General features: G+C 59.8%; 18 protein-coding genes. 13 read left to right on the top strand and 5 right to left on the bottom strand.

Features of this window, described 5'->3' with window-relative positions; translation table 11 throughout:
- Nucleotides 1-304: 304 nt before the first annotated feature.
- Both ACLH0H_RS22820 and ACLH0H_RS22815 read right to left on the bottom strand, forming a co-directional pair.
- The gene (locus tag ACLH0H_RS22820; protein WP_411379734.1) at nt 305-904 is read right to left on the bottom strand and encodes a GNAT family N-acetyltransferase; all 600 of its coding nucleotides are present in this window, start codon (nt 902-904) and stop codon (nt 305-307) included.
- Nucleotides 905-916: 12 nt separating this feature from the next.
- Nucleotides 917-1,261 carry an FKBP-type peptidyl-prolyl cis-trans isomerase gene (locus tag ACLH0H_RS22815; RefSeq protein ID WP_411379733.1) on the bottom strand — a complete coding sequence of 115 codons (345 nt, stop codon included), beginning with the start codon at nt 1,259-1,261 and terminating at the stop codon, nt 917-919.
- 606 nt (nt 1,262-1,867) lie between these two features.
- On the opposite strand from ACLH0H_RS22815, the gene ACLH0H_RS22810 reads away from it, so the two are divergent.
- The 6 genes from ACLH0H_RS22810 (at nt 1,868) to ACLH0H_RS22785 (ending at nt 8,364) form a co-directional block, all read left to right on the top strand.
- On the top strand, nt 1,868-1,969 hold the full coding sequence (locus ACLH0H_RS22810) for a DUF6124 family protein (protein ID WP_411379732.1): 102 nt from the start codon (nt 1,868-1,870) through the stop codon (nt 1,967-1,969).
- A gap of 189 nt (nt 1,970-2,158) precedes the next feature.
- Complete coding sequence (locus ACLH0H_RS22805; RefSeq protein WP_411379731.1) at nt 2,159-4,108, top strand: flavin monoamine oxidase family protein; 1,950 nt, start codon at nt 2,159-2,161, stop codon at nt 4,106-4,108.
- 112 nt (nt 4,109-4,220) lie between these two features.
- Nucleotides 4,221-5,108, top strand: a complete 888-nt coding sequence (locus tag ACLH0H_RS22800) for a nitrilase family protein (protein WP_411379730.1) — start codon at nt 4,221-4,223, stop codon at nt 5,106-5,108.
- Nucleotides 5,109-5,122: 14 nt separating this feature from the next.
- Nucleotides 5,123-6,295, top strand: coding sequence for a hypothetical protein (locus ACLH0H_RS22795; RefSeq protein ID WP_411379729.1), 1,173 nt, complete (start codon nt 5,123-5,125; stop codon nt 6,293-6,295).
- Nucleotides 6,296-6,491: 196 nt separating this feature from the next.
- Nucleotides 6,492-7,988, top strand: coding sequence for a PAS domain S-box protein (locus ACLH0H_RS22790; protein ID WP_411379728.1), 1,497 nt, complete (start codon nt 6,492-6,494; stop codon nt 7,986-7,988).
- A 103-nt stretch (nt 7,989-8,091) separates the two neighbouring features.
- Nucleotides 8,092-8,364, top strand: a complete 273-nt coding sequence (locus ACLH0H_RS22785) for a DUF1652 domain-containing protein (RefSeq protein WP_169374368.1) — start codon at nt 8,092-8,094, stop codon at nt 8,362-8,364.
- Here the strand turns inward: ACLH0H_RS22785 and ACLH0H_RS22780 are convergent.
- Together ACLH0H_RS22780 and ACLH0H_RS22775 are read right to left on the bottom strand one after the other, a co-directional pair.
- On the bottom strand, nt 8,327-9,520 hold the full coding sequence (locus ACLH0H_RS22780; RefSeq protein WP_411379727.1) for an MFS transporter: 1,194 nt from the start codon (nt 9,518-9,520) through the stop codon (nt 8,327-8,329). The two genes, ACLH0H_RS22785 and ACLH0H_RS22780, sit on opposite strands and share 38 nt — an antisense overlap.
- Nucleotides 9,521-9,596: 76 nt before the next feature.
- Nucleotides 9,597-9,905, bottom strand: coding sequence for an RcnB family protein (locus tag ACLH0H_RS22775; protein ID WP_411379726.1), 309 nt, complete (start codon nt 9,903-9,905; stop codon nt 9,597-9,599).
- Nucleotides 9,906-10,037: 132 nt separating this feature from the next.
- Here ACLH0H_RS22775 and ACLH0H_RS22770 point away from each other — a divergent pair, with 132 nt between their 5' ends.
- From ACLH0H_RS22770 to ACLH0H_RS22755, 4 genes are all read left to right on the top strand, one after another.
- On the top strand, nt 10,038-14,360 hold the full coding sequence (locus ACLH0H_RS22770) for a dermonecrotic toxin domain-containing protein (protein ID WP_411379725.1): 4,323 nt from the start codon (nt 10,038-10,040) through the stop codon (nt 14,358-14,360).
- Nucleotides 14,361-14,459: 99 nt separating this feature from the next.
- Complete coding sequence (locus ACLH0H_RS22765) at nt 14,460-15,017, top strand: helix-turn-helix domain-containing protein (RefSeq protein ID WP_411382450.1); 558 nt, start codon at nt 14,460-14,462, stop codon at nt 15,015-15,017.
- A gap of 11 nt (nt 15,018-15,028) precedes the next feature.
- Complete coding sequence (locus ACLH0H_RS22760) at nt 15,029-16,375, top strand: glutamine synthetase family protein (protein WP_411379724.1); 1,347 nt, start codon at nt 15,029-15,031, stop codon at nt 16,373-16,375.
- A gap of 21 nt (nt 16,376-16,396) precedes the next feature.
- Complete coding sequence (locus ACLH0H_RS22755) at nt 16,397-17,494, top strand: DNA alkylation repair protein (RefSeq protein ID WP_411379723.1); 1,098 nt, start codon at nt 16,397-16,399, stop codon at nt 17,492-17,494.
- Between the two features lie 713 nt (nt 17,495-18,207).
- Here the strand turns inward: ACLH0H_RS22755 and ACLH0H_RS22750 are convergent.
- Nucleotides 18,208-19,101: a LysR family transcriptional regulator gene (locus ACLH0H_RS22750; RefSeq protein ID WP_076955125.1), complete on the bottom strand. Its 894-nt coding sequence runs from the start codon at nt 19,099-19,101 to the stop codon at nt 18,208-18,210.
- Between the two features lie 131 nt (nt 19,102-19,232).
- On the opposite strand from ACLH0H_RS22750, the gene ACLH0H_RS22745 reads away from it, so the two are divergent.
- The 3 genes from ACLH0H_RS22745 (at nt 19,233) to ACLH0H_RS22735 (ending at nt 24,764) form a co-directional block, all read left to right on the top strand.
- Entirely contained in the window at nt 19,233-20,879 is a 1,647-nt protein-coding gene (locus ACLH0H_RS22745) for a GMC family oxidoreductase (protein ID WP_411379722.1), read from the top strand.
- Nucleotides 20,880-20,944: 65 nt separating this feature from the next.
- Nucleotides 20,945-22,570 (top strand): MFS transporter, encoded by a 1,626-nt coding sequence (locus ACLH0H_RS22740; protein ID WP_411379721.1) that lies wholly within the window; start codon nt 20,945-20,947, stop codon nt 22,568-22,570.
- A 244-nt stretch (nt 22,571-22,814) separates the two neighbouring features.
- Entirely contained in the window at nt 22,815-24,764 is a 1,950-nt protein-coding gene (locus tag ACLH0H_RS22735; protein WP_411379720.1) for a DNA topoisomerase III, read from the top strand.
- The last annotated feature ends 126 nt before the right edge of the window (nt 24,765-24,890 follow it).

Raw genomic sequence — 24,890 nt, 5'->3', positions numbered from 1 at the left:
CATGCGCGTTACCTTGCCAAGTACGTGCCGGTTACCAGAACCGGCCGACTACTGTCACTCGAACAAGTACCCACTGAGGGTCTCCGCAATTGATGAAAACGCGCGAAGCTTACGCCCCGACCAAACCGTAGGAAAGTGCCCGCATGGGGAATAAGAGGATTCTTCAGGATGGGTTCAGGAACGCATCTTTTCTGAACCCACCGCAGATCAAAATGTGGGAGCGGGCTTGCTCGCGAAGGCGGTGTGTCAGTCACCCGATTCGCTAACTGAGCCACCGCCTTCGCGAGCAAGCCCGCTCCCACACTTACGGCGTACCGGGTCGATCACGCCCAACCAACGCCAGGTATTCATCAACCCGGCCACCCGCCAGCGCCTTCACCTGAATCGACACCCTGTTCACCTGCCGCCCCATCGCAATGCCCTCACGAATGCGCACCTGCACATACCCAAGCCTGGGCCAAAAGCGTTCGGCCCTGGTATTGCCGACGACCACCGTCAACCGAAACCATTGAGCGCCGTTGCGCACAGCCCACGCCTCAAGGCCCGCATGCAGCCGTTGCGCCAGCCCGGACCCATGCAAACGCGCATCCACCAGCAACAGCCCGATATGCCAGACGCCGACGGCCAACAAATCCGCTGCAATGTTCACCACCGCGACCAACCGCCCTTCAGCATCGCCATAACCCAACCAATACATCCGGCGGCAGGTCCACCCGGCGGGCAGTTGCTCGTGCAATTCTTCGTGCGCTTGCGTCGGCGTGGCCGGCTCACCATTGACCGCGATGAAATAATCTGGGGCCCGCTCAAAAAACCGCTGCAGCTCGGCCTCATCACTGGAGGCCAACTCAACCACCTGAATACCCGCCACGGAGCACCCCGGCAAAACGTGTGAATCAACGTCCATGTCTACCTTCCTTCAATCGTCCCGCGTCAGCACTTCCAGCAACTCAATCTCGAAGCGCAAATTGCTGTTGGGCTTGATATGTGCGCCCATCGACCGCTCGCCATAGGCTAGGTGCGCCGGCACGAACAGGCTGCGCACGCCGCCGACCTGCATGCCCATCAGGCCTTGGTCCCAGCCTCTGATCACCCGGCCGGTGCCAATCACGCACTGGAACGGCTTGCCGCGTTCCCAGGAAGAATCGAACACCGTGCCGTCTTCCAGGGTGCCAGTGTATTGGGTGGTGATCAGCGCACCCTTGACCACGGTTTTGCCGGTGCCGGGACGGATGTCGGTTATTTGGAGTTCGTTGTTGCTCATGGGATTCTCATTGAATGCTTGGGTATATACACGCACGCGCAACATGTAGTGAGCGGGCTTGCCCCGCGCTGGGTCGCGAAACGGCCCCAATAAAGACACCGCCGAGTCGCAGGATAAACCCATGTCGCCTGGTTTGGGGCCGCTTCGCGGCCCAGCGCGGGGCAAGCCCGCTCAATACAATAATGGTGTATAGATACCTATGCGTTGGATGCACAAAGCCTTGAAGTTTTCCCGGAATCAGGTGTGTTTGGCAAGTGCGGGAAGCCAGTGACTTGGGGTTTGGTAGACCACGAGTGATTAGGCGCTAAGCGCCCCCTTCTGCAAGGCGCTTTTTTTCGGCCCTGCGTTATGGTGGTCGTGCGCAGGGCACCTTCGGGTGCACCGGGTCCTAATCACCGGTCTACCAATCTGCGTACGGTCATCACCCTAAAGTCGTTTGGTAGCGATGGTGGTGACATTCCAACTTAGATTAGGAGTTGAGCCATGGACACCTTGTCCCCGCACCACCCGCTTCAGGACCGCACTTCTTCACCACCACCCCAGACCTCAGCTTCGAAGACGCCCTGACCCACTCCAGCAGCGTGTTTGCGGTGCGCGGGGGATCAATTGGACGGTACTTCACGCACGCTGGTGCTTTCAGTCATGCATCTGGTGGCCATGGCCAGCGTGATGGTGGACCGGTCGCTGGAGTGCATGCAGCCGAGCTGAGCAAGTCGCGGCAAGAGGCCTGGGCTTCTTGCCGCGAATAAATGTAGCCGATTGAAGTGAATACCCGCACTGCACCTACGACAGAACACGACTTTCCTCTATCAAAAATCACCCCCAGCTTATTTCACCCTGAATGTAAGCGCGCGCAACCTACCAGAAGCCCATTAAATCTGAACAAGGAATATCAGAATGACCATCGGTTCCGGCTTCAATTACCCCGCAGACATCGATCAACGCCAACATCGAGAAAAGCGCTCTACCAAGAATAAATGGCGAGCGCGGTTCCCCAACCCACCCGATTTATGTTTTGACTACCGCGCCTTGGTTGAACAACTTAACGGCATTGCCCGAGCCACCGAAACGGACCATAAAATATGTATTATCGGTGCGGGTATAACAGGACTGACAGCGGCACGTGAACTTTACAGGTGTGGTTTCACAAATATCACGCTACTCGAAAAATCCAAACGCATTGGCGGCAGACACTTAACTGCTCTCGGAACGAGCAATACCCACTCTGTCGGCAGACCGCCTTTCGAGATGGGTGCAATGAGGATGCCGTTCTTCAATAAATCCACCGAGCATCCTAAGGATGGGCGATCGCTCATGGCCTATTACGCCCGCCTATTTGAACTACGCCATTCGGACTTCCCAAATCCGGGCAGCGCTGCTGTGCGCTCAACGGGCATATACCTACGAGAGGGGAGCATTGATGACAGCGCAGCACCGACCATGCTCATCTGGAAAAACATCGATGGAAAAACACCGCCGCCGGGTCGAACACTGGGTAATGTTTTCGCCAAATGGAAGATATTCGCCGAGCGCATGACGCTGAGCATATCCGAACATTACGGTGCTGAGCGCTGGGAGGAGATGTGGGCAGCAATCGTCAGAAAATATGAAGGCATTTCATTTCGCGACTTGGTAAAAATGCCAAGCATTGATAACTGGCGTTCAAGTGACCCAGGAAATTTTGGGGGCATGGGCATGACGGCGCAAGAGTCGGCTGTTTTCTACTCCATTGGAATCGGTGATGGCAGCTGGGGAGCATTTTATGATGTTTGCTCACTATACCCGCTCAGAACTGCGATATTTGGATTCAGCAGCCATTTGCAGTTGATTCACGGACGTGTCGACGCAGAGGGTACGCCTATGCCAGCGCCTTACTTGAATGCTGAAGAAACGGTGGATTCCAGAGGGCTTAAATTCAATAAACCCACCTACATTGGCCTTGGTTCGTTGGCTGAGTCACTTCTATTCATAAAGCCAGACGAAACGCAACACTCTTTATATGACCACCTTATCAAAAGCCGGTCGGGTTTTCTGACCAGCAGCGCAGTGACAAAAATGAAAAAGCTGCGTAATGGAAGAACGCGAATTTATTATGACTGGAACACCCCATCTAAAGAGGCGAGAAAAGTAGAGTCTATCGATTGCGACTCTGTAGTAATGACAGTTCCTTCATGGCTGATCGAGACACAAATATCAATTGAAGAATTTAACCAAGACATGCTCCCATTCGAGATTATAGAAGCCTATAAATCAGCCCACTGGGAAACCAGCTGCAAAGTATACGCACCGCTTAAAAAATCGTTCCTCGAACAAAACAAAAAAATACCCCAGACTATCGTCACAGATAGCTTGGTTCATGATGTATACACTTACCGCTACAACAGCAGCAATGCCTATGACTGCATCCTCCTCAGTTACACGTGGGAAGACGACGCTACAAAATTATCTGTATTTAATGACGAGGACCTGGTCGATAAATGCATACACGAGCTTGACAGAATACTTTTGAAGTCCGGAAATATAAAAGAAAGGATATCTCCTTACATCGCACAAAAGCAGGCGGTCGTTCAACGCTGGATGAATGATAAAAACTCTCTTGGCTGCGCAAAGCTCTATCGTGCGGGCACGTATTACGACGCCATGAAACTATTGAAATACAACAGGGACTTCTCTTATAAGTCCGGACTGTACCTCTGCGGCGAATCTTTTTCCGTCGATGCCGGCTGGACTGAACCCTGCTTCAGAGGTGCAATTGATACCGTTATAAACATATGCAACAAAACCAACGCGATTTTCAACGGCGGCTTCACTGCCCAAGACTATCCCGAATACAAAGCAGAACCTTAAAAGAAACGGACTACAACACTGGGGGAATCGCCCGACTTTTATTTAAACATCTTGTCGCTTCTTATAAACATCCAACCGAATCCCGGTTGTATAACAATAAGAGGTCACCTCCATGAGCGAACCAGTAAGCCCAGCACGCGTAGCGGTCATCCAACTTGATCCACAGGTTGGCATGGCTAACCGAGCCAATAACTTGCGTCAAAGTCTTGCACTTGCGACCGAAGCCGTAAACGGCGGAGCGAACCTGATCGTGCTCCCGGAACTGACCAACAGCGGGTATTTTTTCAGCAGTCGCCAGGATGCCTTTGATCACGCGGAGCCTGTCCCGGACGGGGGTTCTGTTCAGGCGTGGATAGAGTTTGCCTGTAAGCACAAGGTCCATCTGGTGGCAGGTCTGTGTGAAATCGATGGTATGCAGCTGTTCAACACGGCCGTGCTGCTAGGTCCCGACGGATTTATCGGCAAATATCGCAAAGCGCATTTGTGGAACCTGGAAAAGCTTTGGTTCACGCCTGGAGATACCGGCTTTCCGGTGTTTGAAACGCCAATCGGCCGTATTGGTTTGCTGATTTGTTGGGACATCTGGTTTCCGGAGGTACCGCGCATTCTCAGCCAGCAGGGCGCAGACATTATTTGCAGCCTGAACAACTGGGTGTGGACGCCACCGCCGCTGTTCGATGAGGCGGGCAAATGCATGGCGTCCTACCTGACGATGACCGCTGCCCACGTCAATAACATATTTATCGCGGCGGCCAGTCGCATTGGCGAGGAACGAGACGCCCGTTATCTCGGATGCTCATTGATTGCCGGCACCAATGGGTGGCCAATCGGCAGTGTGGCTTCGGCCAATCGTCAGGAAATCCTGTTTGCCGACATCGATATCACCAGCGCTCGCAGTGCACCGATCTGGAACAGCCTCAATGATCTGCAACGCGATCGGCGCAATGATCTTTACGATCAAATGCTCGGTTACTCCCATCACCCTGCCCTGCCTCGCTGACCGGAGGGCAAACCATGAAAACACTCTTTACCGAAACAAGACCCCGTCGTTCATTAACGGACTCCACCGTTCTCATTCTAGGGTTAATCAGCGCACTGTTGGTGCTTTGGGTCGCATTCAACCATGAAGGTTCCTGGCCGGGCTATGGCGAGATGGTCGCGAGCCTGCCCCACCCCGTTGCCTGGCTGCGGTGGATACTCGGGGATATCAGTGAGGTCGCTTTTTATAAGCATGAACTCGCATCACTCGGCTTGCTGGGCGGCGCCTATCTGGGCTGGTGGGCGAGCAGGCGCGGTAAAGCCTGGCAAGGTTTTTCCATTTCCTACGGTACCGGACTGTGGCCTTGGCTGGTGACCAGTTCCCTGCTGGGGCTACTGCTGAGCAATCTGCTCTGGGGCTGGAGCGTCACGGCGCAGACGTGGCAACCCACGTTTGCGGCGTTCGTTTCATTACCGGCAGCCATGGTACTGATGTTCGGCGGCGGCTGGAAAGTTGCGTTAAACGGTGCAGTCTTGGGCGCATTGCTAGTGACGCCTCTGTGCTTGTTGATTGTTAACTTTGTGTGCATACCATTGGGCCTTCCAGCGGTGATCGGCAACGTAGTGGGTATGGCCGTGGGTAGCGTCCTGGCGTTTGAACTGTGTCGTCGAGTGCCCTCGTTGATACGTTCGGACTACAGCGCGCCCATCAGACCGATGCCCACCAAACCGCCCACTTACGGTATAGCCTGGAGCCTGCGCCGGGTTCTGGCTGATTTTTCCGAAGCGCCGTTTTTTGGAAACGAACTGGCCAGTCTCGGCTTGCTGGCTGGCGTGTTGCTCGCGTATGCCCTGAACCCGATCAGTCCGGCGTATGGATCAGGCTTGGTCCTGCCGCTGATAGGCGCTCAGGCGCTGACATCAGCCCTGGGCGTGGTGATCTGGCGAAAACAGTGGATCAAGCGGGGATGGTACCCGACCTATGTTCCGCTGGTGTCTGTAGTGCCTGCTACGGTATTAACGCACGGCGGTAGTTGGACGGTAATTGCCACAAGTGCACTGCTCGGCGCGCTAATCGCACCTCCACTGGCCTGTGCGATTGCGGGGCGTCTGCCTACACATTTTCATCCGTACATTGGCAATGTCACCTCAATGGCCCTGAGTACACTCATGATAGTGCCGCTGGTGGGCTGGTTGGCGCAGCTGTAGGGCCCGTCCCACGCTGCGTTCAAGCAGCGTGGGAACCGCTTTCGGTCTCTTGCAGGCGCCGGCTCTTGGCACCCCTCTCAAAATGCACCCCACCACCCAGTGCATTCGCACCCCCACCCCGCGCAATTTCTCTGCACTATCCTGAAGCACAAATGTCCTAACTTTCATGCGTATGCGCCCAACCCCAGGAGAACTTATGACACAGGATGTTCTTGCCAAGGAAACCAACCGCCGCCAACTGCAGCAGATCATCTCCGGGCTGTCCGATGGCGTGATTCTGGCCGAGGTCGATCAAACCATTCTTTGGGCCAACGAAGCTGCACTGACCATGCATGGGGTAGGCGATGTAATGGGGCTGGGCGCAGATGGGCAGCAGTATGCCGAACGTTTCACCCTGCGCTACCGTAACAATCACCCCCTGCAGCCGGACAGCTATCCCCTTGCCCGGGCGGCGGCGGGGGATGAATTCAGCGATGTGGTGGTGGAAGTCACGCCCACCGCCGATGAAGAGAGAACCTGGGTGCACCGCCTGCGCAGCCTGGTCATCACCGACGCCAAGGGCGAGCCGGAGTTGCTGGTCCTGATTCTCAGCGACGCCACCGAGTGGGCCAGTGCCGAGCAGCGTTTCGAAAAGACCTTCAACGCCAACCCGGCGCCCGCGGTGATCTGCCGCCTGAGCGACCTACGCTACATCAAGGTCAACCAGGGTTTCCTGGAGATGACCGGCTACAACCGCGACCAGGTCATCGGTAAATCCGTCTATGAGCTGGATGTGCTGGAGCAAGCCGAACGCAAGGACCTGGCCATCCAGCGCCTGGGCGAAGGCGCGACCATCCCCCAGATGCAGGCCGAGCTGCGGCTGCCCAGGGGCGGCACCAAGCTGGTGATTGTCGCCGGCCAGCCGTTGGACATGAACGAAGAAGACTGCATGCTGTTTTCCTTCATGGACCTGGAGCCACGGCGCAAAGCGGAAATCGCCCTGCGCCAGAGTGAGGAACGCTTTGCCAAGGCGTTCCGCCTGACGCCGGTGCCGACCCTGGTGTGCAGCGCCGGTAACCGGCAGGTGGTGGACGTCAACGAAGCCTTCATGAGCATCACCGGCTATATCAGCGAAGAGCTGATCGGCAAATCCATCGAAGACATCGACTTTATCGACAGCAAGTCTGCCTGCGACCAACTGTTCGCCACCCTGGAAAAGTCCGGCAACCTCGACGGCCAGGACCTCAAGGTGCGCAAGAAAGGTAACGAGGTGATCGACTGCGTGGTGTCCGCCGACACCGTGGTCATCCAGGACGCGCCGTGCTACCTGCTGGTGATGATGAACATCACCGAACGTAAACGCTCGGAGCTGGAACTGGTGGCCGCCATCGAGGAAGTGATGCAGGACGCCTCGTGGTTCAGCCAGACACTTATCGAAAAACTGGCCAACGCCAAAAGCGTCAACAGCCCTAACCAGCCGAATATCGCCTTCACCGACCTTACGGCCCGCGAACGCGATGTGTTGGGTCTGATCTGTGAAGGCCTGGCCGACAAGGAAATCGCCTCGCGCCTGAAACTGGCGCCCAACACCGTGCGTAACCATGTGGCCACGGTCTATTCCAAACTGGGGGTACACAGCCGCAGCGCCGCCATGGTCTGGGCCCGGGAACGCGGGCTGTTTGCCGGTGAAGTGCGCCTCAAAAAGCGCTCATGAAAAGTGCAAATGCACTAGTGCGGCTAGTGCGAATTCGCCTTATTGGCGCCAGAGGCAAGCCATAACCTTCAGGGGTCGAACATTCGTCCCCGAAGGAACCCACATGTTTACCCTCGCCCAACTGCGAAATTGCATCGAAGAAGGCCTGTCGCCGCTGACGTGTGAATTTACCCTGTGCCGGGACGCGTCCCTCACGCTCAAGGTCTACGATGCCGAAACCGGCCGTGTCGACCTGGTGGTGACCGGGATCAGCACCAACCGGCTGCAGACCCCGCAAGAAGTCGAAAAAATGGTGGAAGAACTGCGTTACGAATTGCAAAGCAACACCGTGGGCAAGCTCACGCTGGATGACTGGCCTTCAACGACGCCCCGATGAAATAGAACACCCCGCCGCCAATGATGAACGCCCCCAGCATGTAGAACATGGCCTGCGCCGGCAGGCTGGCCAATACCAGCCCGCACAACACCGGCCCCAGCGCGGCGCCCAGATTGGACAGGTTCTGCGCGCCGTAGTACATGCCACGCAGGTGGTCCGGGGCGATACGGTCGATAAACATGTACTCGGCGGGAAACACAATGATCTCCCCCACCGTGAACACCGCCATCGCCAGCATCCACCACAGCACGCTGTTGGCCAGTGCGAAACCGATGATCCCCAGCATGAACATGCCCAGGCCGGCGATCAGCCACTGGCCCAGGTAGCGGTGCGAAATGCGCCGGCCAATCACGTATTGCAAGGCAATCACCAGCACCGCGTTGGTGGTAAGCACGGTGCTGATCACGGTGTAGGTGTATTCAGCCGTAGTTGTAATCACCAGGTACTGCGACAGCCAGGCAACGAACTGGCCGAATACCACGGCGCAGAGCACACCGCCGAGGGTGAAGCACACCAGGCGGCGGTCGCGCAGCAACACGCGGCCGACGGCGAGGAAAGGCACCGGCTTTTGCGCCGCGTCGACAGTTGCCAGCGTGCGGTCGCCCCACCGCCAATACAGCAGGAAAAACCCTCCCCCCAACAGCGCCGAAAGAATAAACGGCAAGCTGATATCCAGCTTGGCAATCATCGCGCCGAAAAAAGGCCCTACGGCATACCCGATGTTGGTCAGGGTGTACTTGATGGAAAACACTTCGCTGCGCGCCTCGAGGGGTAGCAGGCTGGCAAACCCGGCCTTGACCGCGATGTCGGTCACCGCGTAAGCCAGATTGATCATGATCAGGCAGCCGTAGAACGCCCAGATATTCTGCGCGAGCACCGTGCCGATAAAGCCCAGCATAAACAGCACACTCAGGCCGAGCAGCAGGCGATAACTGTTGATGCGGTCGACCAGGAACCCGCCATACACACTGAGGAGCGAGCCGACAATCAGCGAGCTGCCGATCACCAGGCCGACCTGGGTGATGTCGAGGGCGAAGTGGCTGCTGAGGTAGATCACCAGGTACGGAAACGTGATTGCCTTGGCCAGCGTGAGCATCAACGTGGCGCACAGCAATAGGTTAACGGTGCGGGGGTAATTTCTTATTGTGGCAAGCATCCTGCTCTCTTTCTTGAAGGTAACGCGGCGTTTATAAGCCGGTTACCTTACCCCAGAGCAGGCGCAACGGGCACCGTCATTTTTTGACGGGTGTGATCTCAAGAATGGTGCCGTTGGTGGTCTTGAGCAGCACGTATTTATCACCTACCCGCGTCCATTGGCTCTCTTGCTCAGGCTGTTTGAGCCCGCGCTTTTTCCAGTCGCCAAGGGCCGATTCCTTGCGCATCAGCATATCCGGTGCGCGGTCGCCTTCTTTCAAATCACGGGCATTGATATTCGAAGGCTGCACGGTCTCTTGAGGAGTATCGCCGGCTTGCACGATAAAGCTTGCGGTGGACAGGCCGGTGGCGACCAGCAGGCAGGCAACTAGGGATCTGGATTTCATGGGTGCTCCTTGAATGAATGGCGCGTACCCAGGTTCGGACCGCTGCCGCGCGAAATCATTCAGCCCAAGCAGCAGGCGCAGTAAACGACGCACTACCTGTGTAGTGCATGGCTTGATCAAACGCACGGCAACATGGCCATTCACTTCGCTTTCCAGGCCATCGTCATGCGCTACACCACCTTGCTCCCCCCTGACCCCCTGATCACTGCGCTGAACGCTCGCGACACCTCGCTGGCGAGCCGCCTGACAAAAAAAATCCACGCGCTGAACACCCAGATACTGGAGGTTCTGGAGCAACAACCGACCTTTGCTCAGTGCGTACAGGACGCCTTCAATCAAACCTTCGCGGCGTTACCCACGCCGCTGACCATGGCCAAGACCTACCTGTGTATCGACGCGGCGAGCCCGGTCGATCCGTCGGATAAACCTGCCCAGGCTTCATCGGACGACATCGAAGATACAGGCCTGGATGTGCAGCCTTTGCTGCCGACCCTGATGGATGCGGTGGTTCAACGCATTGTCACCCAGACGCCGGCCAACTATGCCGGCCACGCCACCACGTTTCATCTCAGTTCCAGCGGCGAAGACAGCGCCCCTGACCTGGGCTTGACCCCAGCGGCGTTCGACGCTTTTCTCAATACTCTGGCCGACGACCTGGCGAACCGCTTCAAGGCACACCAGGCAGCGTTCTGGAGCGGCCCCGCCGAGGATGCCGATATCCGCACGTGCCAGCAGTGGCTGGGCGAAAAACGTCTTGAGCTGATGAAGGCCGAAATTGAACTGCTCAAGGTCGACGGCGTCGTCGAGGGCGCAAGCGAGCTGTTGCTGATGCAGGTCGCGCGCACGCCGGATGCGCTTTCCCGCCAGGCACTCAAAGGCGACAAGCCCTGCGCCTACGCAATCGCGGTCAGGGACAAACTGTCCAGTGATATCCCGCTGTACGGCGCCTTCGTGATCACGTCTCGCGATCACGAAACGCCACAGGTGCGCCCGCAAGGCGAGGTACAAACCCCAGCGGCCCGAGACGTGACCTCCCAGGCCAATGTCGGCCCGGTGCTTTTATTCCTGCCGGCCAGCGGGTTTGAAGGGTTTGATTCGATGGCCAGCCTGGACCTGGAACTGCATCGACGCTTGAACAACCCCCTCGAATTCTCAGACATCCTGGCCCTGATGAACGAGAACGACCGAGCCTCCGGCCTGGCGTTTCACCAGCAGCAGAACCTCAGCGGGCAGTTTCGCTACACCGAACGGCTGGAGTCGATTTTCAAGCATGCCCTTGATTCGCTACGCACGCAGGTCGAAGAAAACTTCACCTGGATGGTCGCCCATTACCAACGGCAGGCGAGTGTGCTGGACATCACTCAACTGCCCGATAGCCTGAACCGAACGACCGATATCAGGCGCACTTTCGACGCCACCGGCTGGCTGGTCGCCCGCCAGCGGAAAAAGGCCCGCCTGCAGCTCCAGCATTTCCTCAAGGCCGCGGCCCCGGACGACAAACTGCAGTGGGAGCAGGCTGTACAGGCTTACATCGAGCACTTGCTGAGCCTGTCCGGACCAGAGGCCCTGCCATCGCTGGCGCAGTACAGCGACCCAGCGACCCTGTTGGCGTACAGCAACGAACAACTGCGCCTGGTGCTTGAGGCCGAGCACGGCCTGACGGTCGACCCGGATGACATCCTCATCCACACCAAAACCTATGCCCCCCGGCTGACCGGCGGCTACGTGATCGGTGGCAAACCTCACCCTTCGACGCCGGGCACGCCAATCTTCACCACCCGCCAACTGACGCTGACTGAACTTGCCCTGGAAAATATCGAGTGGCTTGACCTTAACTTCACTAACTTTTCACGGTTGACCGATAAAGCACAGGCGCCCTTTACCGCGTTGACGGTTGCGCAAATCAAAGACCTGGTGCGCACCCTCAATATCGGCGACAGCTACGAGCAATTCCTCAAGGCACGCCTGATCACCTCGCCATCGGCCCAGGCCGAGCAGCAGCGCTACATGGAGGTCATGGCGCTGCAACTGCGGGTTGATGCCGTGGAGGCGAAAATCGCTGGTGACTTCCTGACGGACCGACTGGACCGCGGGTTCAAGTGGGTGATGAGTGTGCTCGCCGGGCCGACGGATGATGACAAACGTGCTAGCGTCGAAGGGCATCGAGTCATCGTCAGTGCCTTGAAGCTGCGCGGCGAACGCGTGCGCGGCGTGCTGATGTTTTCAACCGCCTCACAGGCGGTCGCGTCGCGGGTGGTCTACACCCCAATGAGCCCGACCGGGCGCGTGTTCCACGAATACCCCGACGCCTCGGCCTTGCACCGCGACTTCATCAACCACAGCGCCTGGCAGGACTATCTGGTAGGCCGCGTGACACTGACGGCACAACGCAGAATTCGCAGCCTGCTCAAAGGCGGTGCCAACGCCCCGGTCATCGCCCTGACCCGCATCGCCGGTAATGTCCTTGAAGAGGCCTACCAGACCGAAGCGTCGACGGTGATCAACGACGCGAATGCACAGTCAACAAGCACACAGGAAGCCAATTACGCAAGCGCCACCACACTGATAACTGCAGGCCTGGACATTGCCACGGCGTTTTTCCCGGTGAAGATCATGCTGCCCATCGGCCTGGCCAGGAGCAGCCTGTCGGTGATCAATGCGGTGGAAGCGGCCCAACTCGGCGACCGTGCAAGCGCGGCGCACTACATCGTGCGTGCATTGGGCGAGTTGGTGGGGGCGGTGCTGGACGGCGCCGTCGCCGGCGCAGGGTCGGCACGCCTGCGGCCCCTGACGAGCGTGCATCCGCGTCTCGACCCCAGGATGGCGCTGAAAAAACCGCCCACTGACGTCAAGCGCCTGCAAGGTTGGGAGGCGCAGGACATTTACGTGCGGGACGTGGTGGACGCGGGCACCTACCAGGCGCCCCAGCACTTTCTCGAGGAACACGGCCACTGGTATTCAATTGCCCGCGACACCGATGCTCAGGTGTGGCGACTCAAGGACCCCAGGCGTGCACCCAGTGCCTATAAAGGCCAGCCGCTCTATCGCACCGCGCAAGGCCTGTGGGAGATTCGCTCGCCGCACTTGGGCTTGCGCGGCGGCGCGCCGCTTCCGATCGGACCGCAACGAGCGCTGATGGACCTCTACCCTAACCTGGATGCGGAGCAGGCCCGGCGGGTACTGGATTCATTCGTGTTTCCCCGGCACCGTGAGCTGGAACTGCAAACGGCGCTGGTTCAACAGCTGCGGAGGTCACCGACCCGGCTCGATGAGTTTTCACAGTACCTCATGGTGACACCGCAGCGTTTCAGGTTACGCCTGGAGGGCCGGGACCTGCCCGGCTCGCTGCCATCGACCATAGAGCCCGTTCCGGGGCCCAGCCGCGCGCCAACCGCCGCCCCCGTAGTGCCTGCCACGCGACGTCCACGCCCGCCCGAGGAGCGTTTTATCGACTGGGGGCAAAGCTTCGATGCCTCTGTGGTGGAAGCCGTGGCGGGACGCCCGGGCATCTGGCGCAAACGTGACGCGCCGCCGGGCCAGGCGTCCGTCGAATACATCCAGATGGAAGGCCGCTATTATGCGACGTTGCCGGGGAGCGAGTCCTCGGCCGTAGCCGGAGCCAGAGCCGTTATCGTACCAAGCGACCGCCCCTGCTCGACGTTTGTGCAGTTCGAAGACCTCCTGCACCGCTCTTTCCACGATCAACCCAGGATCGTGGAATACAACGCTTCATTGGAACGCTGGCTCATCGGCGCGCAGCTGCCGTTCCGCGCCCCCGTCGCAAGCCAGCTAAGTCACATATTCCCCAGCTTTACCCCACACTCGCTGACTCGCCTCGGCGCCGCGCTGTTTAACCGCAGCAACCCTACAGGGCTCAGTGCGGGCGGCTATGCCAGGTTGCTTCGCACGCTGCACGACTGGACAAGCTGGTCGGGCCACGCAGCCGCGGCACCGGTAGGCTCGCCCTTGACCTTGGCGGCCGATCCGCTGGCGCTGCTTCACCGCCTGCCGCAAACGCCAGACCAACGTGCCTGGCCACTGGAGCCATCGGTACAGTTCAACCTCTTAAGGTTCCGTACGGAACGTATGCCCGCAACCTTGACGGCCAACGCCGCGGTGATGCCCAACGTCGTGACTGCCCGAAACCTGATGCGAACATTGCTGAGCGACAGCCACTATCACGTGGTGGACACACGCTACCCCAGTGAGCTGTTGGTTCGACGCGAAGGGCGGCCAACCCTGTATTGGCTGACAATAATCCGAACGAATTCCAACCACGTGCTTACTCGTCATTACAACCCGCACATCCCTACAGCATCCAATCTGGAGCGACAGTCGGCTAACGTGCGGGCACTGGTCAATCAAGCCCGCAGGGATGGCCACTTGGTAGCTTTGATAGGCGGTGTGCAACCCGGCGAAGGCGCGACGGTCATCCCGTTTATCTTCCGCCCTTGACGTGGCCAGAGCGCGGCGAGCGGCGCCTTCGCGGCCGGCTCCATTGCCGACGTGAACTTAATGCTGTATTTTTTCATGAAATTTTCAGACATCAATTTCATGACACCTACAGAAGAACTCGCCGCCCTCGCCACGCTGATCCACGACCTGCGCAAACACAAGAAACTCACCCTCGCTCAACTCGCGCAAAAAATCGAACGTTCGGTGGGCTTTTTGTCCCAGGTGGAGCGCGGCCTGTCGCAGCCAACCGTGGCCGACCTGACCGCCATCAGTCACGCCCTCGACGTGCCCACCACTTATTTCTACAGCGTGCCCAAGCCCAAGGCGGTGGACTGGGTCACTCGCCCCGACGAGCGACGCACGGTGTATTACGCCAACGGCATCACCGACATTCTCGTCTCGCCGAGCATGAACGGTGCCTTTTCGATGCTCGATAGCCTGTTGGCCCCCGGTGCCAACAGCGGCGAGCAGACCATGAGCGACCGCGCCGAGCAGGCGGGGTTTGTGCTGGAGGGCGAGTTGACGCTGTGGGTGGAGGGTGAAACCGACGCCGTCACGCTCGGCCCTGGCGACAGCTTCCACCTGGCCAGCTTCGCCCATTGCCGCTACGCCAACCTGACTGACCTGCCCACCCGCGTGCTGTGGGTCTACAACTAGGAGCAACCCCCGTGAAAAGCCCTTGTGCCTCGCTACTGGCCGAAGTCCGCACGTTCCGCCAGCACCATCCCGAGGTGCGCTATGTCGACCTGATCGCCCTGGACATTCCCGGGCATTTCTACGGCAAGCGCTATCCGATCGACATGCTGGAAAAGGTCGCCGCCGGCAGCCCGTTGAAGTTGCCGCAAAACGCCGTGCTGCTGGGCGCCCAGGGTGGGTTGTTCAAGATTGGCGACTATTGCTTCAACGACGGCGACCCGGACGCCAACCGTCGGCTGGTGCCGGGCACACTCAAGCCGGTGAGCTGGGAATCCCAGCCATTGGGGCAGATGCTGATCACCTCGGACGGAACCGAAGCCCCCATCGAATTCGAGCCCCGCGAAGTGCTGGCCAAGGTGCTGGAACGCCTGCGGCACAAGGGCATCCACCCGGTGGTGGCGTTCGAGCTGGAGTTCTATCTGTTCGACAAAAAACTCGATAACGGCCAGCCGCAATTCGCCCGCGACCCGCTGAGCGGTGACGCGGACGATCAACCCAACCTGCATATCGAACGGCTGTCACGCTTCAGCGAAGTGCTCGATGACATGGCCCGGACCGCCAAGGACCAAGGCATCGATATCACGGTGATCACCGCCGAAATCGGCCCCGGCCAGTTCGAGATCAACTTCGGCCACGACAGCGATGGCCTGCGCGCCGCCGACTGGGCAGCGCTGTTCTGTCGCAGCACCCGCGGCGTCGCGCTCAAACATGGCTACCGCGCCAGTTTCATGGCCAAGCCCTACCTGCAACACCCCGGCAGCGGCATGCATGTGCATGTGAGCCTGTACGACGGCGCGGGCAACAACCTGCTGGCGGCACACCAGCAACAGGCGCTGCGCCATGCGGTGGCCGGTTGCCTGGAATTGCTGCCCCATTGCATGCCGATCTTCTCGCCCAACCACAACGCTTTCCGCCGCCTGGGCGCTACAGTGAATGCGGCGACCCGCGCCAGTTGGGGCTTTGAAGACCGCGACGCCTGCGTGCGCATCCCCGAGTCCGACCCGCGCAACCTGCGCATCGAACACCGCCTGGCCAGTGCCGACGCCAATCCGTACCTGGTGCTGGCAGCGATCCTGGTTGGCCTGGAGCACGGTCTGGAAACCCAGCGAGAGCCCATCGCCCCGCTGAACGAGGACCGCGCCAGCGGCATCGACTTCCCCTTGGAAATGCTCGACGCCGTACGCGCCATGCAGCATCAGCCGGTGTTGCGCGATAAGCTGGGCGCTGAATTTGTCGACGTGTACTGCGAAAACAAACGCCAGGACCACCTGGCCTTCCAGCAAGAGATCCATGCGCGGGAATATCGCTGGTTTCTCTGACATCCCCTATGGAATCCCCCGATGACCGACCAAAGTGCTCCGGCCCTCAAGGAAATCTTCAACGTCGAACGCCTGCACCACATCGCCGACGAGATGACAGCGGTATACCCGGCGTTCAACGCCAAGGGTTTCCTGCAGCACGCAAAGGCCGGGCTGGCCGAGCTGTCGGTGATGCAACGCATGGCACGGGTCAGCGAGAGCCTGCATGCGGTGATACCGCTGGATTACGCGCAAACCCTCAAGCTGCTTTATGCGCTGGCACCCCGCCTGAACAGCGCGTTTGTCAGCCTGTTCCTGCCGCACTTCGTCGCGAGTTACGGGCGCGACGATTTCGAGCGATCCATGGCCGCGCTCAAATACTTCACCCCTTTCGGCTCCGCCGAATTTGCCGTCCGCCCCTTTCTGCTTCACGACTTGCAGCGCACGTTGGCGGTGATGCAGGCATGGTCGCTGGACGCTAACGAACACGTACGCCGCCTCGCCAGCGAAGGCTCGCGACCGCGCTTGCCCTGGTCGTTCCGCCTGGCTCAGGTGCAGGCCAACCCTGAGTTGTGCGCCGCGATCCTGGACAACCTCAAGGCCGACCACAGCCTGTATGTGCGCAAGTCCGTGGCCAACCACCTCAACGACATCACCAAGGACCACCCGGACTGGGTGCTCAGCCTGATCGAGAGCTGGAACCTGGACCATCCCCACACGGCCTGGATCGCCCGCCATGCACTGCGTAGCCTGATCAAACAAGGCAACAGCCGCGCGCTGACGATCATGGGCGCCGGGGCCAGGGCCGAGGTGACGCTTCATCAGCTAAGCGTGACACCGGCGGTGATCAACCTGGGGGAACGGATAAACCTGTCGTTCTCGCTCGAGTCCACCGCCGCCGTCCCACAGAAACTGGTGGTGGATTATGCGATCCACTATGTAAAAAGCGCCGGCCATAGCGCCGCCAAAGTCTTCAAGCTCAAGGCGTTTACGCTCGGCGCGGGCGAACATCACAACCTCCGGCGCGAGCAGCATATCCGCGAGTTGACGACGCGCCGGCATTATCCGGGCAGGCATGTGGTAGAGGTGTTGGTGAACGGGGAGCGTTTGGGCAGTGCCGAATTCGAACTGCGAGCCTGACTCGATGCAAGCAACACCACAATCCCAATGTGGGAGCTGGCTTGCCTGCGATAACGGTGGGTCAGCTTGCCTGTTCGGTTCTGACCCACCGTTATCGCAGCATAGGTATCTACACAACTTTCAGTTGACCAATATCCCTGTGGGAGCTGTCGAGCTTTAGCGAGGCTGCGAAAGCGGTGGGTCAGGCGAAAAAAATGCCAGCAGTGCCGCCGCCTTCGCAGCCTCGCTGGGGCTCGACAGCTCCCACATTTTGAACCGAGTTCGACATCAATACCGGTCGGCTCTAAGGCCGCCGCGCTTTGTTTTTGATCTTGATCTGAGGCGCCCCGTTAACCACGCTGGCCGCAATTCGATATTGATTTGGGGGGTAAACCGGCAGGACGCCGGTTTAGCCGCCCCGCGCCATGGATGGCGCGTGGCGGCGGCCCCCCAAATCAATGTCGGATTACGGGCATGCCGAGCCTAGGCGAGGCACCGAGTGGTGGGGCGAAGCGTTTTTGGTTACTTTTTGCGCTCTTCAAAAAGTGACCCGCCGTAAGGGCGGAACCCTAAGCCGCCGTTACCGCAGCAACGGATATGTACTCGGTCAAACCCAAAAAACGGTCGACCCGAAGGCCGCCAAGCAAGCTCCTCGCCACACACCGTTGAAAGTTGTGTAGATACCCATGGCTATCGCAGGCAAGCCAGCTCCCACAGTTTTGATTCGGGTTCAGTCAGTGACGCTCACCGAGCAGCACGTTCTGTTCCCGCGCGCACAATTCCACCACGTAATCCCACAACACCCGCAGCCGCACCGACTTATGCAGCTCCCGGCGCGAGCTGATCCAGTAGCTGCGCTCAATCCCTTCCTCCGGCAACAAAGGCACCAGGGCGGGATCGCCTGCCGCCATGAAGCATGGCAGCACCGCAATGCCCAACCCGGAGCGTGCCGCCTGGTGCTGGGCGATCACGCTGGTGCTGTGGAACACCACCTTGGGGTTGCGGCAAAAGCTGCTGAGGAATTTGAGCTCCTGGCTGAACAGCAGGTCGTCCACGTAGTCGATCCACGCATGCGCGGCGAGGTCTTCGCGTTTTTCAATCGGTGGGTGGCGATCCAGGTAAGCGCGGCTGGCATAGAGGGCCAGGCGGTAGTCGGTGAGCTTGCGCGTGACCAATTGATCGACGCTTGGCCGTTCGAGGTGGATGCTGATTTCCGCTTCGCGGTTGAGGATGCTGACAAAGCGCGGCACGGCCACCAGTTCCACTTCCAGCCCGGGGTAGCGTTCGAACAGCCCGCCCATGCGCCCGGCCAGGAACATCACGCCCAGCCCTTCGGCCACGCCCAGGCGAATCTTGCCCAAGGGTGCGGCGCTGTGGGTCAGTTCGTCTTCCGCCAGCAAGGCGACGTTTTCCATGGCTTCGGCGTGCTTGAGCAGGGCTTCGCCGGCCGGGGTCAGTTCATAGCCCTGGGCATGCTGGACGAACAGTGCGGTGCCGAGGCTTTTCTCGATGGCCTCGATATGCCGGGCCACGGTGGCGTGGGTGGTTTTCAGGCGTTGCGCGGCGGTGAGCAGGCGGCCACTGCGCTGCAACTCGAGAAAATACCGCAGGTCGTTCCAGTCGAACATGATGCCTCCCCTTGCATGGCCTGGTCCCGCGCTGTTTAAAAACGCACAGCAGCTGGGTAAAAACTAACATTTTTAAGACGAAAACTAACAACTAGGATGGAGCCAATAAGAAAAACAAGCGAGCCCCTCAGATGCCCATTGCAACTGCTGAATACGATTACATCGTGGTAGGCGCCGGCCCCGCGGGCTGCCTGCTGGCCAATCGACTGTCCGCCGACCCCGCTCACCGCGTGCTGCTGCTCGAAGCCGGCGGCCGCGACAATTACCCCTGGATCCATATCCCCGTCGGCTACCTGTTTTGCATCGGTAACCCGCGCACCGACTGGTGCTTCAAGACCGAAGCCCAGGAAGGCCTGCAAGGCCGTGCCCTGAGTTATCCGCGAGGCAAGGTGCTGGGCGGCTGCTCGTCCATCAACGGCATGATCTACATGCGCGGCCAGGCCCAGGACTACGACGGCTGGGCGGCCGAAGACAACCCCGGCTGGGCGTGGAAAGACGTGCTACCGCTGTTCAAGCACAGCGAAAACCATTTTGCCGGCGGCTCTGAATTCCATAGCGACGGCGGCGAATGGCGGGTCGAGCAACAACGCCTGCACTGGCCGATCCTCGATGCGTTCCGCGATGCCGCAGCGCAGAGCGGCATCGCCTCCATCAACGATTTCAACCGGGGCGACAACGAAGGTTGCGGCTACTTCCAGGTCAACCAGAGGGCCGGCGTGCGCTGGAATGCGGCCAAGGCGTTTCTCAAACCGGTGCGTCAGCGTGCCAATCTCACGGTGCTGACCGAAGTCGAAGTGGACCGCGTGCTGCTGGAAAACGGCCGCGCCTCGCAAGTGATCGGGCACCAGCATGGCCAGCAACTGAGCTGGAAGGCTCGCAAGGAAATCGTGCTGTGCGCCGGCGCCGTGGGTTCGCCGGGCATTTTGCAGCGCTCGGGCATCGGCCCTTCCAGCGTGCTCAAACCCTTGGGCATCGACGTACTGCATGAACTGCCAGGCGTCGGCGGCAATCTGCAGGACCACCTGCAACTGCGCCTGATCTACAAGCTGGAAAACGCGCGCACCCTCAACCAGATCGCCGGCACCCTGTGGGGCAAAATGGGCATGGGCCTGCGCTACCTGTATGACCGCAGCGGCCCGCTGTCGATGGCGCCCAGCCAGCTCGGCGCGTTTGCCCGTTCGGGTCCGGAACAGACTTCGGCCAACCTTGAGTACCACGTGCAGCCACTGTCGCTCGAACGTTTTGGCGAACCGCTGCACGCGTTCCCGGCGTTTACCGCCTCGGTCTGCGACCTGCGCCCGCAAAGCCGGGGGCGTATCGACATTCGCTCGGCCAACCCGGCGGATGCGCCGCTGATCCGCCCCAACTACCTCAGCCATCCGGAAGATCTACGGGTGGCCGCCGATGCGATCCGCCTGACGCGCCGCATCGTCGCCGCACCGGCCCTGAGCCAGTTCAAACCCGTGGAATATCTGCCGGGCGATTCGCTGCAGACCGAAGACGAACTGCATGAAGCCGCCGCACGCATCGGTACGACGATCTTCCATCCAGTCGGCACCTGCCGCATGGGCAGTGACAAAGACGCGGTGGTCGACGCCCAACTGCGCGTGCATGGCGTGCCTGGATTGCGTATTGCCGATGCGTCGATCATGCCGCGCATCACCTCCGGCAATACTTGTTCACCGACGCTGATGATCGCGGAAAAGGCCGCGCAGCTGATCCTTTCGCCGCCTACAAGGAGTCTCGCCCCGGAGAAAGAACTGGTTCACGCAACCTGAATAGCGGCGCCGAACCCGGCGCCGACAGTGGAACAACAATAAATAATCACTGTGAGGGCTACCCGATGTCAGAACATGCTCAACCCTTGGGCTCGGCGGTCAACACCGCCAGCATCCGCAACGACTCAAAGAAAGTCATCTTCGCCTCGTCCCTCGGGACGGTGTTCGAGTGGTATGACTTTTTCCTCTACGGCGCGCTGGCGGCGGTGATCAGCAAGCAGTTCTTTGCCGGCGTCAACGACACCACCGCCTTCATCTTCGCCTTGATGGCCTTTGCGGCCGGCTTTGTGGTGCGGCCGTTCGGGGCGTTGGTGTTTGGCCGATTGGGCGACATGATCGGACGTAAGTACACCTTCTTGGTCACCATCATTCTGATGGGTGTTGCGACCTTCTGCGTCGGGCTGTTGCCGACCTACGCCAGTATCGGCATTGCGGCGCCGATCATTCTGATCGTGCTGCGCATGCTGCAAGGTCTTGCGCTGGGCGGCGAGTATGGCGGCGCGGCCACCTATGTGGCCGAGCATGCGCCGGCCGGCAAGCGCGGCCTGCATACAAGCTGGATTCAATCGACCGCGACCCTCGGCCTGCTGCTGTCGTTGCTGGTGGTGCTGGCCTGCCGTTACTTCACCGGTGATCAGTTCGAGGTGTGGGGCTGGCGCATTCCGTTCCTGTTTTCCATCGTGCTGCTGGGCATTTCCACCTGGATACGCCTTAGCCTGCACGAGTCGCCCGCCTTCCTGAAGATGAAAGAGGAAGGCAAAGCCAGCAAAGCACCGATCCGCGATTCCTTTGGTAAATGGGAAAACCTCAAGGTGGTGCTGATCGCGCTGTTCAGCATCAACGGCGGGCAAGCGGTGACCTTCTACGCGGCGCAATTCTATGTGCTGTTCTTCCTCACGCAGTTCTTGAAGATGGACCCGGCCCTGGCCAACGTGTTGCTGATCATCAGTGTGGTGATTGGCGCGCCGTTCTTCATTTTCTTTGGCTGGCTGTCGGACAAGGTGGGACGCAAGCCGGTGTTGATGCTCGGCCTGCTGCTGGCGACCGTGCTGTACTTCCCGATCTTCAAGAGCCTGGCGCACTACACCAACCCGGCCATGGACCAGGCCAGCCGCCAGGCACCGATCACGGTGCTGGCCGACCCGGCTACCTGCACCTTCCAGTTCGACCCGGTGGGCAAGGCGCGTTTTGACAGCCCCTGCGACAAGGTCAAGACCTTCCTGGTCAAGCAAGGCCTGCCCTACAGCAGCGCCTCCGCACCTGCCGGCAGCCCGGTGCAGGTCAGCGTGGGTGAAGTGCGTATCGACGGCTTCGACGAAGCGGCCCTGCGCGGCGCAGTGACCCTGGCCGGTTACCCTTCTTCGGCGGATGCGGCCCAGGTCAACAAGGTCATGGTGGTGGTACTGATCGTGGCGCTGATCCTGATTGCCGCCATGTGCTACGGCCCGCTGGCCGCGCTGATGGTGGAGCTGTTCCCGACGCGTATCCGCTACACCTCGATGTCCCTGCCCTACCACATCGGTAATGGCTGGTTCGGCGGGTTCCTGCCGACCGTGTCCTTTGCTTTGGTGGTGTACACCGGCGATATCTTCTACGGTCTGTGGTACCCGGTGGTGGTGACTGGGGTCAGCCTGGTGGTGGGGATGATCTGCCTCAAAGAAACACGGCATGTGGATATCGATAACAACTGATCCTTCCTGGATTATTGGAGATCCCCTGTGGGAGCGGGCTTGCTCGCGAAGGCGGAGTGTCAGTTGATACATGCATGACTGACACACCGTATTCGCAAGCAAGTCGAATCGTCGCACCGCCGCTCCCACATTTTGTTTTTGCGGTGCTCACACAAATTGCTGTACATCCATACAGATAATGGTTGCCCAAACGTCTCTTACTAAGCATTCTGCACAGCATCAACCCCGATCTGATGTGACGACCATGCGGCTGTACCTCTGTGAAAAACCCTCCCAGGCCAAGGATATCGCGGCCGTGCTCGGCGCCAGCCGCCGGGGCGATGGCTGCTGGCTGGGCAATGGCGTCACAGTCACCTGGTGCATCGGCCACCTGCTGGAAACCGCTCCGCCGGATGCCTACGACGCCAAGTACAAACGCTGGGTGCTGGCCGACCTGCCGATCGTCCCGGACAAATGGAAGATGCTGGTCAAGCCCAAGACCGCCAGCCAGTTCAAGGCGGTCAAGCGACTGCTGGGGGAAGCCCAGGAGCTTGTGATCGCCACCGACGCCGACCGTGAAGGCGAGATGATCGCGCGCGAGCTGGTGGAGCATTGCCGCTACCGAGGGCCGATCCAGCGGCTGTGGCTGTCGGCACTGGACGATGCCTCGATTCGCAAAGCCTTGGCGGCGCTCAAGCCAGGGGCCGAGACCTTCAGCCTGTATCACTCGGCGCTGGGCCGCTCCCGCGCCGACTGGCTGATCGGGATGAACATGAGCCGCCTGTTTACCCTGCTCGGGCGTCAATCCGGCTATCAAGGTGTGCTGCCGGTGGGCCGCGTCCAAACGCCGACCTTGCGCCTGGTGGTGGACCGCGACCGCAGCATCGCCGATTTTGTGCCGGTGGCTTACTGGGCCATCGATGTCGACCTGCGCCACGAACGCATGACTTTTACCGCTCAATGGCGTGCGGCAGAAGACGCCTGTGATGACCAAGGTCGTTGTCTCAACCCGCAACTGGCGCGGGACGCCGCTATGGCCATGGAAAACGCCGCCACCGCGCAGTTGGTGAAGTTGCGAACCGAGCGCATGCGCGAAGTGGCCCCCCTGCCCTTCGACCTGGGCACGCTGCAGGAAATCTGCTCCAGGAAACTCGGCCTCGGGGCCCAGGAAACCCTCGACATTGCCCAATCCCTCTACGAAACCCACAAGGTCATCACCTACCCGCGCAGTGACTGCGGCTACTTGCCCCTGAGCCAGCACACCGAGGCGCCGAAGATTCTCGCCGCGCTGGGCCGCGCAGATACGGCGGTTGCCGACCTGATGCCGTATATCGATCCCCAGCGCCGCTCCCGGGCCTGGAACGACGCCAAGGTCAGCGCTCACCACGGCATCATCCCCACCGGGGCCGGCAAAGACGTCGGCCAACTCACCGGCAAACACCGCGCGGTCTACACGTTGATTCGCGCACGCTACCTGGCGCAGTTTCTGCCCAACCATGAATACGACCGCACCCAGGCGGATTTCGATTGCGCGGGCCAAGCCTTGCGCGCGGTCGGTAAAGTGGTGATCGAACCGGGCTGGAAACGCGCCTTGCCCGAGGCTCTGGCGCCAATCAAGGGCCGTGAAGCACCGGCACCGCAGGCCCTGCCGATGTTGGTGCAGGGCCAGGGTTATGCGGTGGCCAAGGTCAACCTCAAGGACCTGTGGACCCAACCGCCAAAGCCCTTTACCGAAGGCGACCTGATCAAGGCGATGAAAAACGTCGCCAAGCTGGTGCAAGACCCGCTGCTCAAACAGAAACTCAAGGACACCACTGGCATCGGCACCGAGGCCACCCGCGCCGGAATCATCCAGGGCCTGCTCGACCGTGGTTACCTGGTGAAAAACGGCAAGGCGCTGTCGGCCACGCCGGCAGCGTTCAGCCTGATCGATGCGGTGCCACGGGCCATTGCAGACCCTGGCACCACCGCCATTTGGGAACAGGCGCTGGACATGGTGCAAAGCGGTGAGATGAGCCTGGAAGAGTTCGTCGCCAAGCAGGCTGCCTGGATGAGCAAGCAAGTGGCCCGCTGCAATGGCATGCGCATGACCATCACCGGTCCGGCCAGCCCGGCGGGTCGAGGCGCCACACCATGGAAAAAGAAGCGCAAGAGTGCGCCACGCAAGACCGCAGCCAGCCCCAAGCGCGCGAAAAAACCGTCAAATGCCGGGTAAACACCGAAAAAATACGGCGAATGACGTTTTTCGACGGGTTTAACGCCGCTTTGGACCTTGCCGCGGCGTGGGCCGTCTAGGATTCTGTAGGGACCTGCTGAGCTTCTAACAACAACACCGGAGTGG

Origin of the sequence: Pseudomonas sp. MPB26, from assembly GCF_046605355.1 — a bacterium.
Taxonomy (GTDB): domain Bacteria; phylum Pseudomonadota; class Gammaproteobacteria; order Pseudomonadales; family Pseudomonadaceae; genus Aquipseudomonas; species Aquipseudomonas cedrina.
Note: the sequence above shows the minus strand (reverse complement) of the source record. Positions and strands in the feature narration are given on the sequence as shown.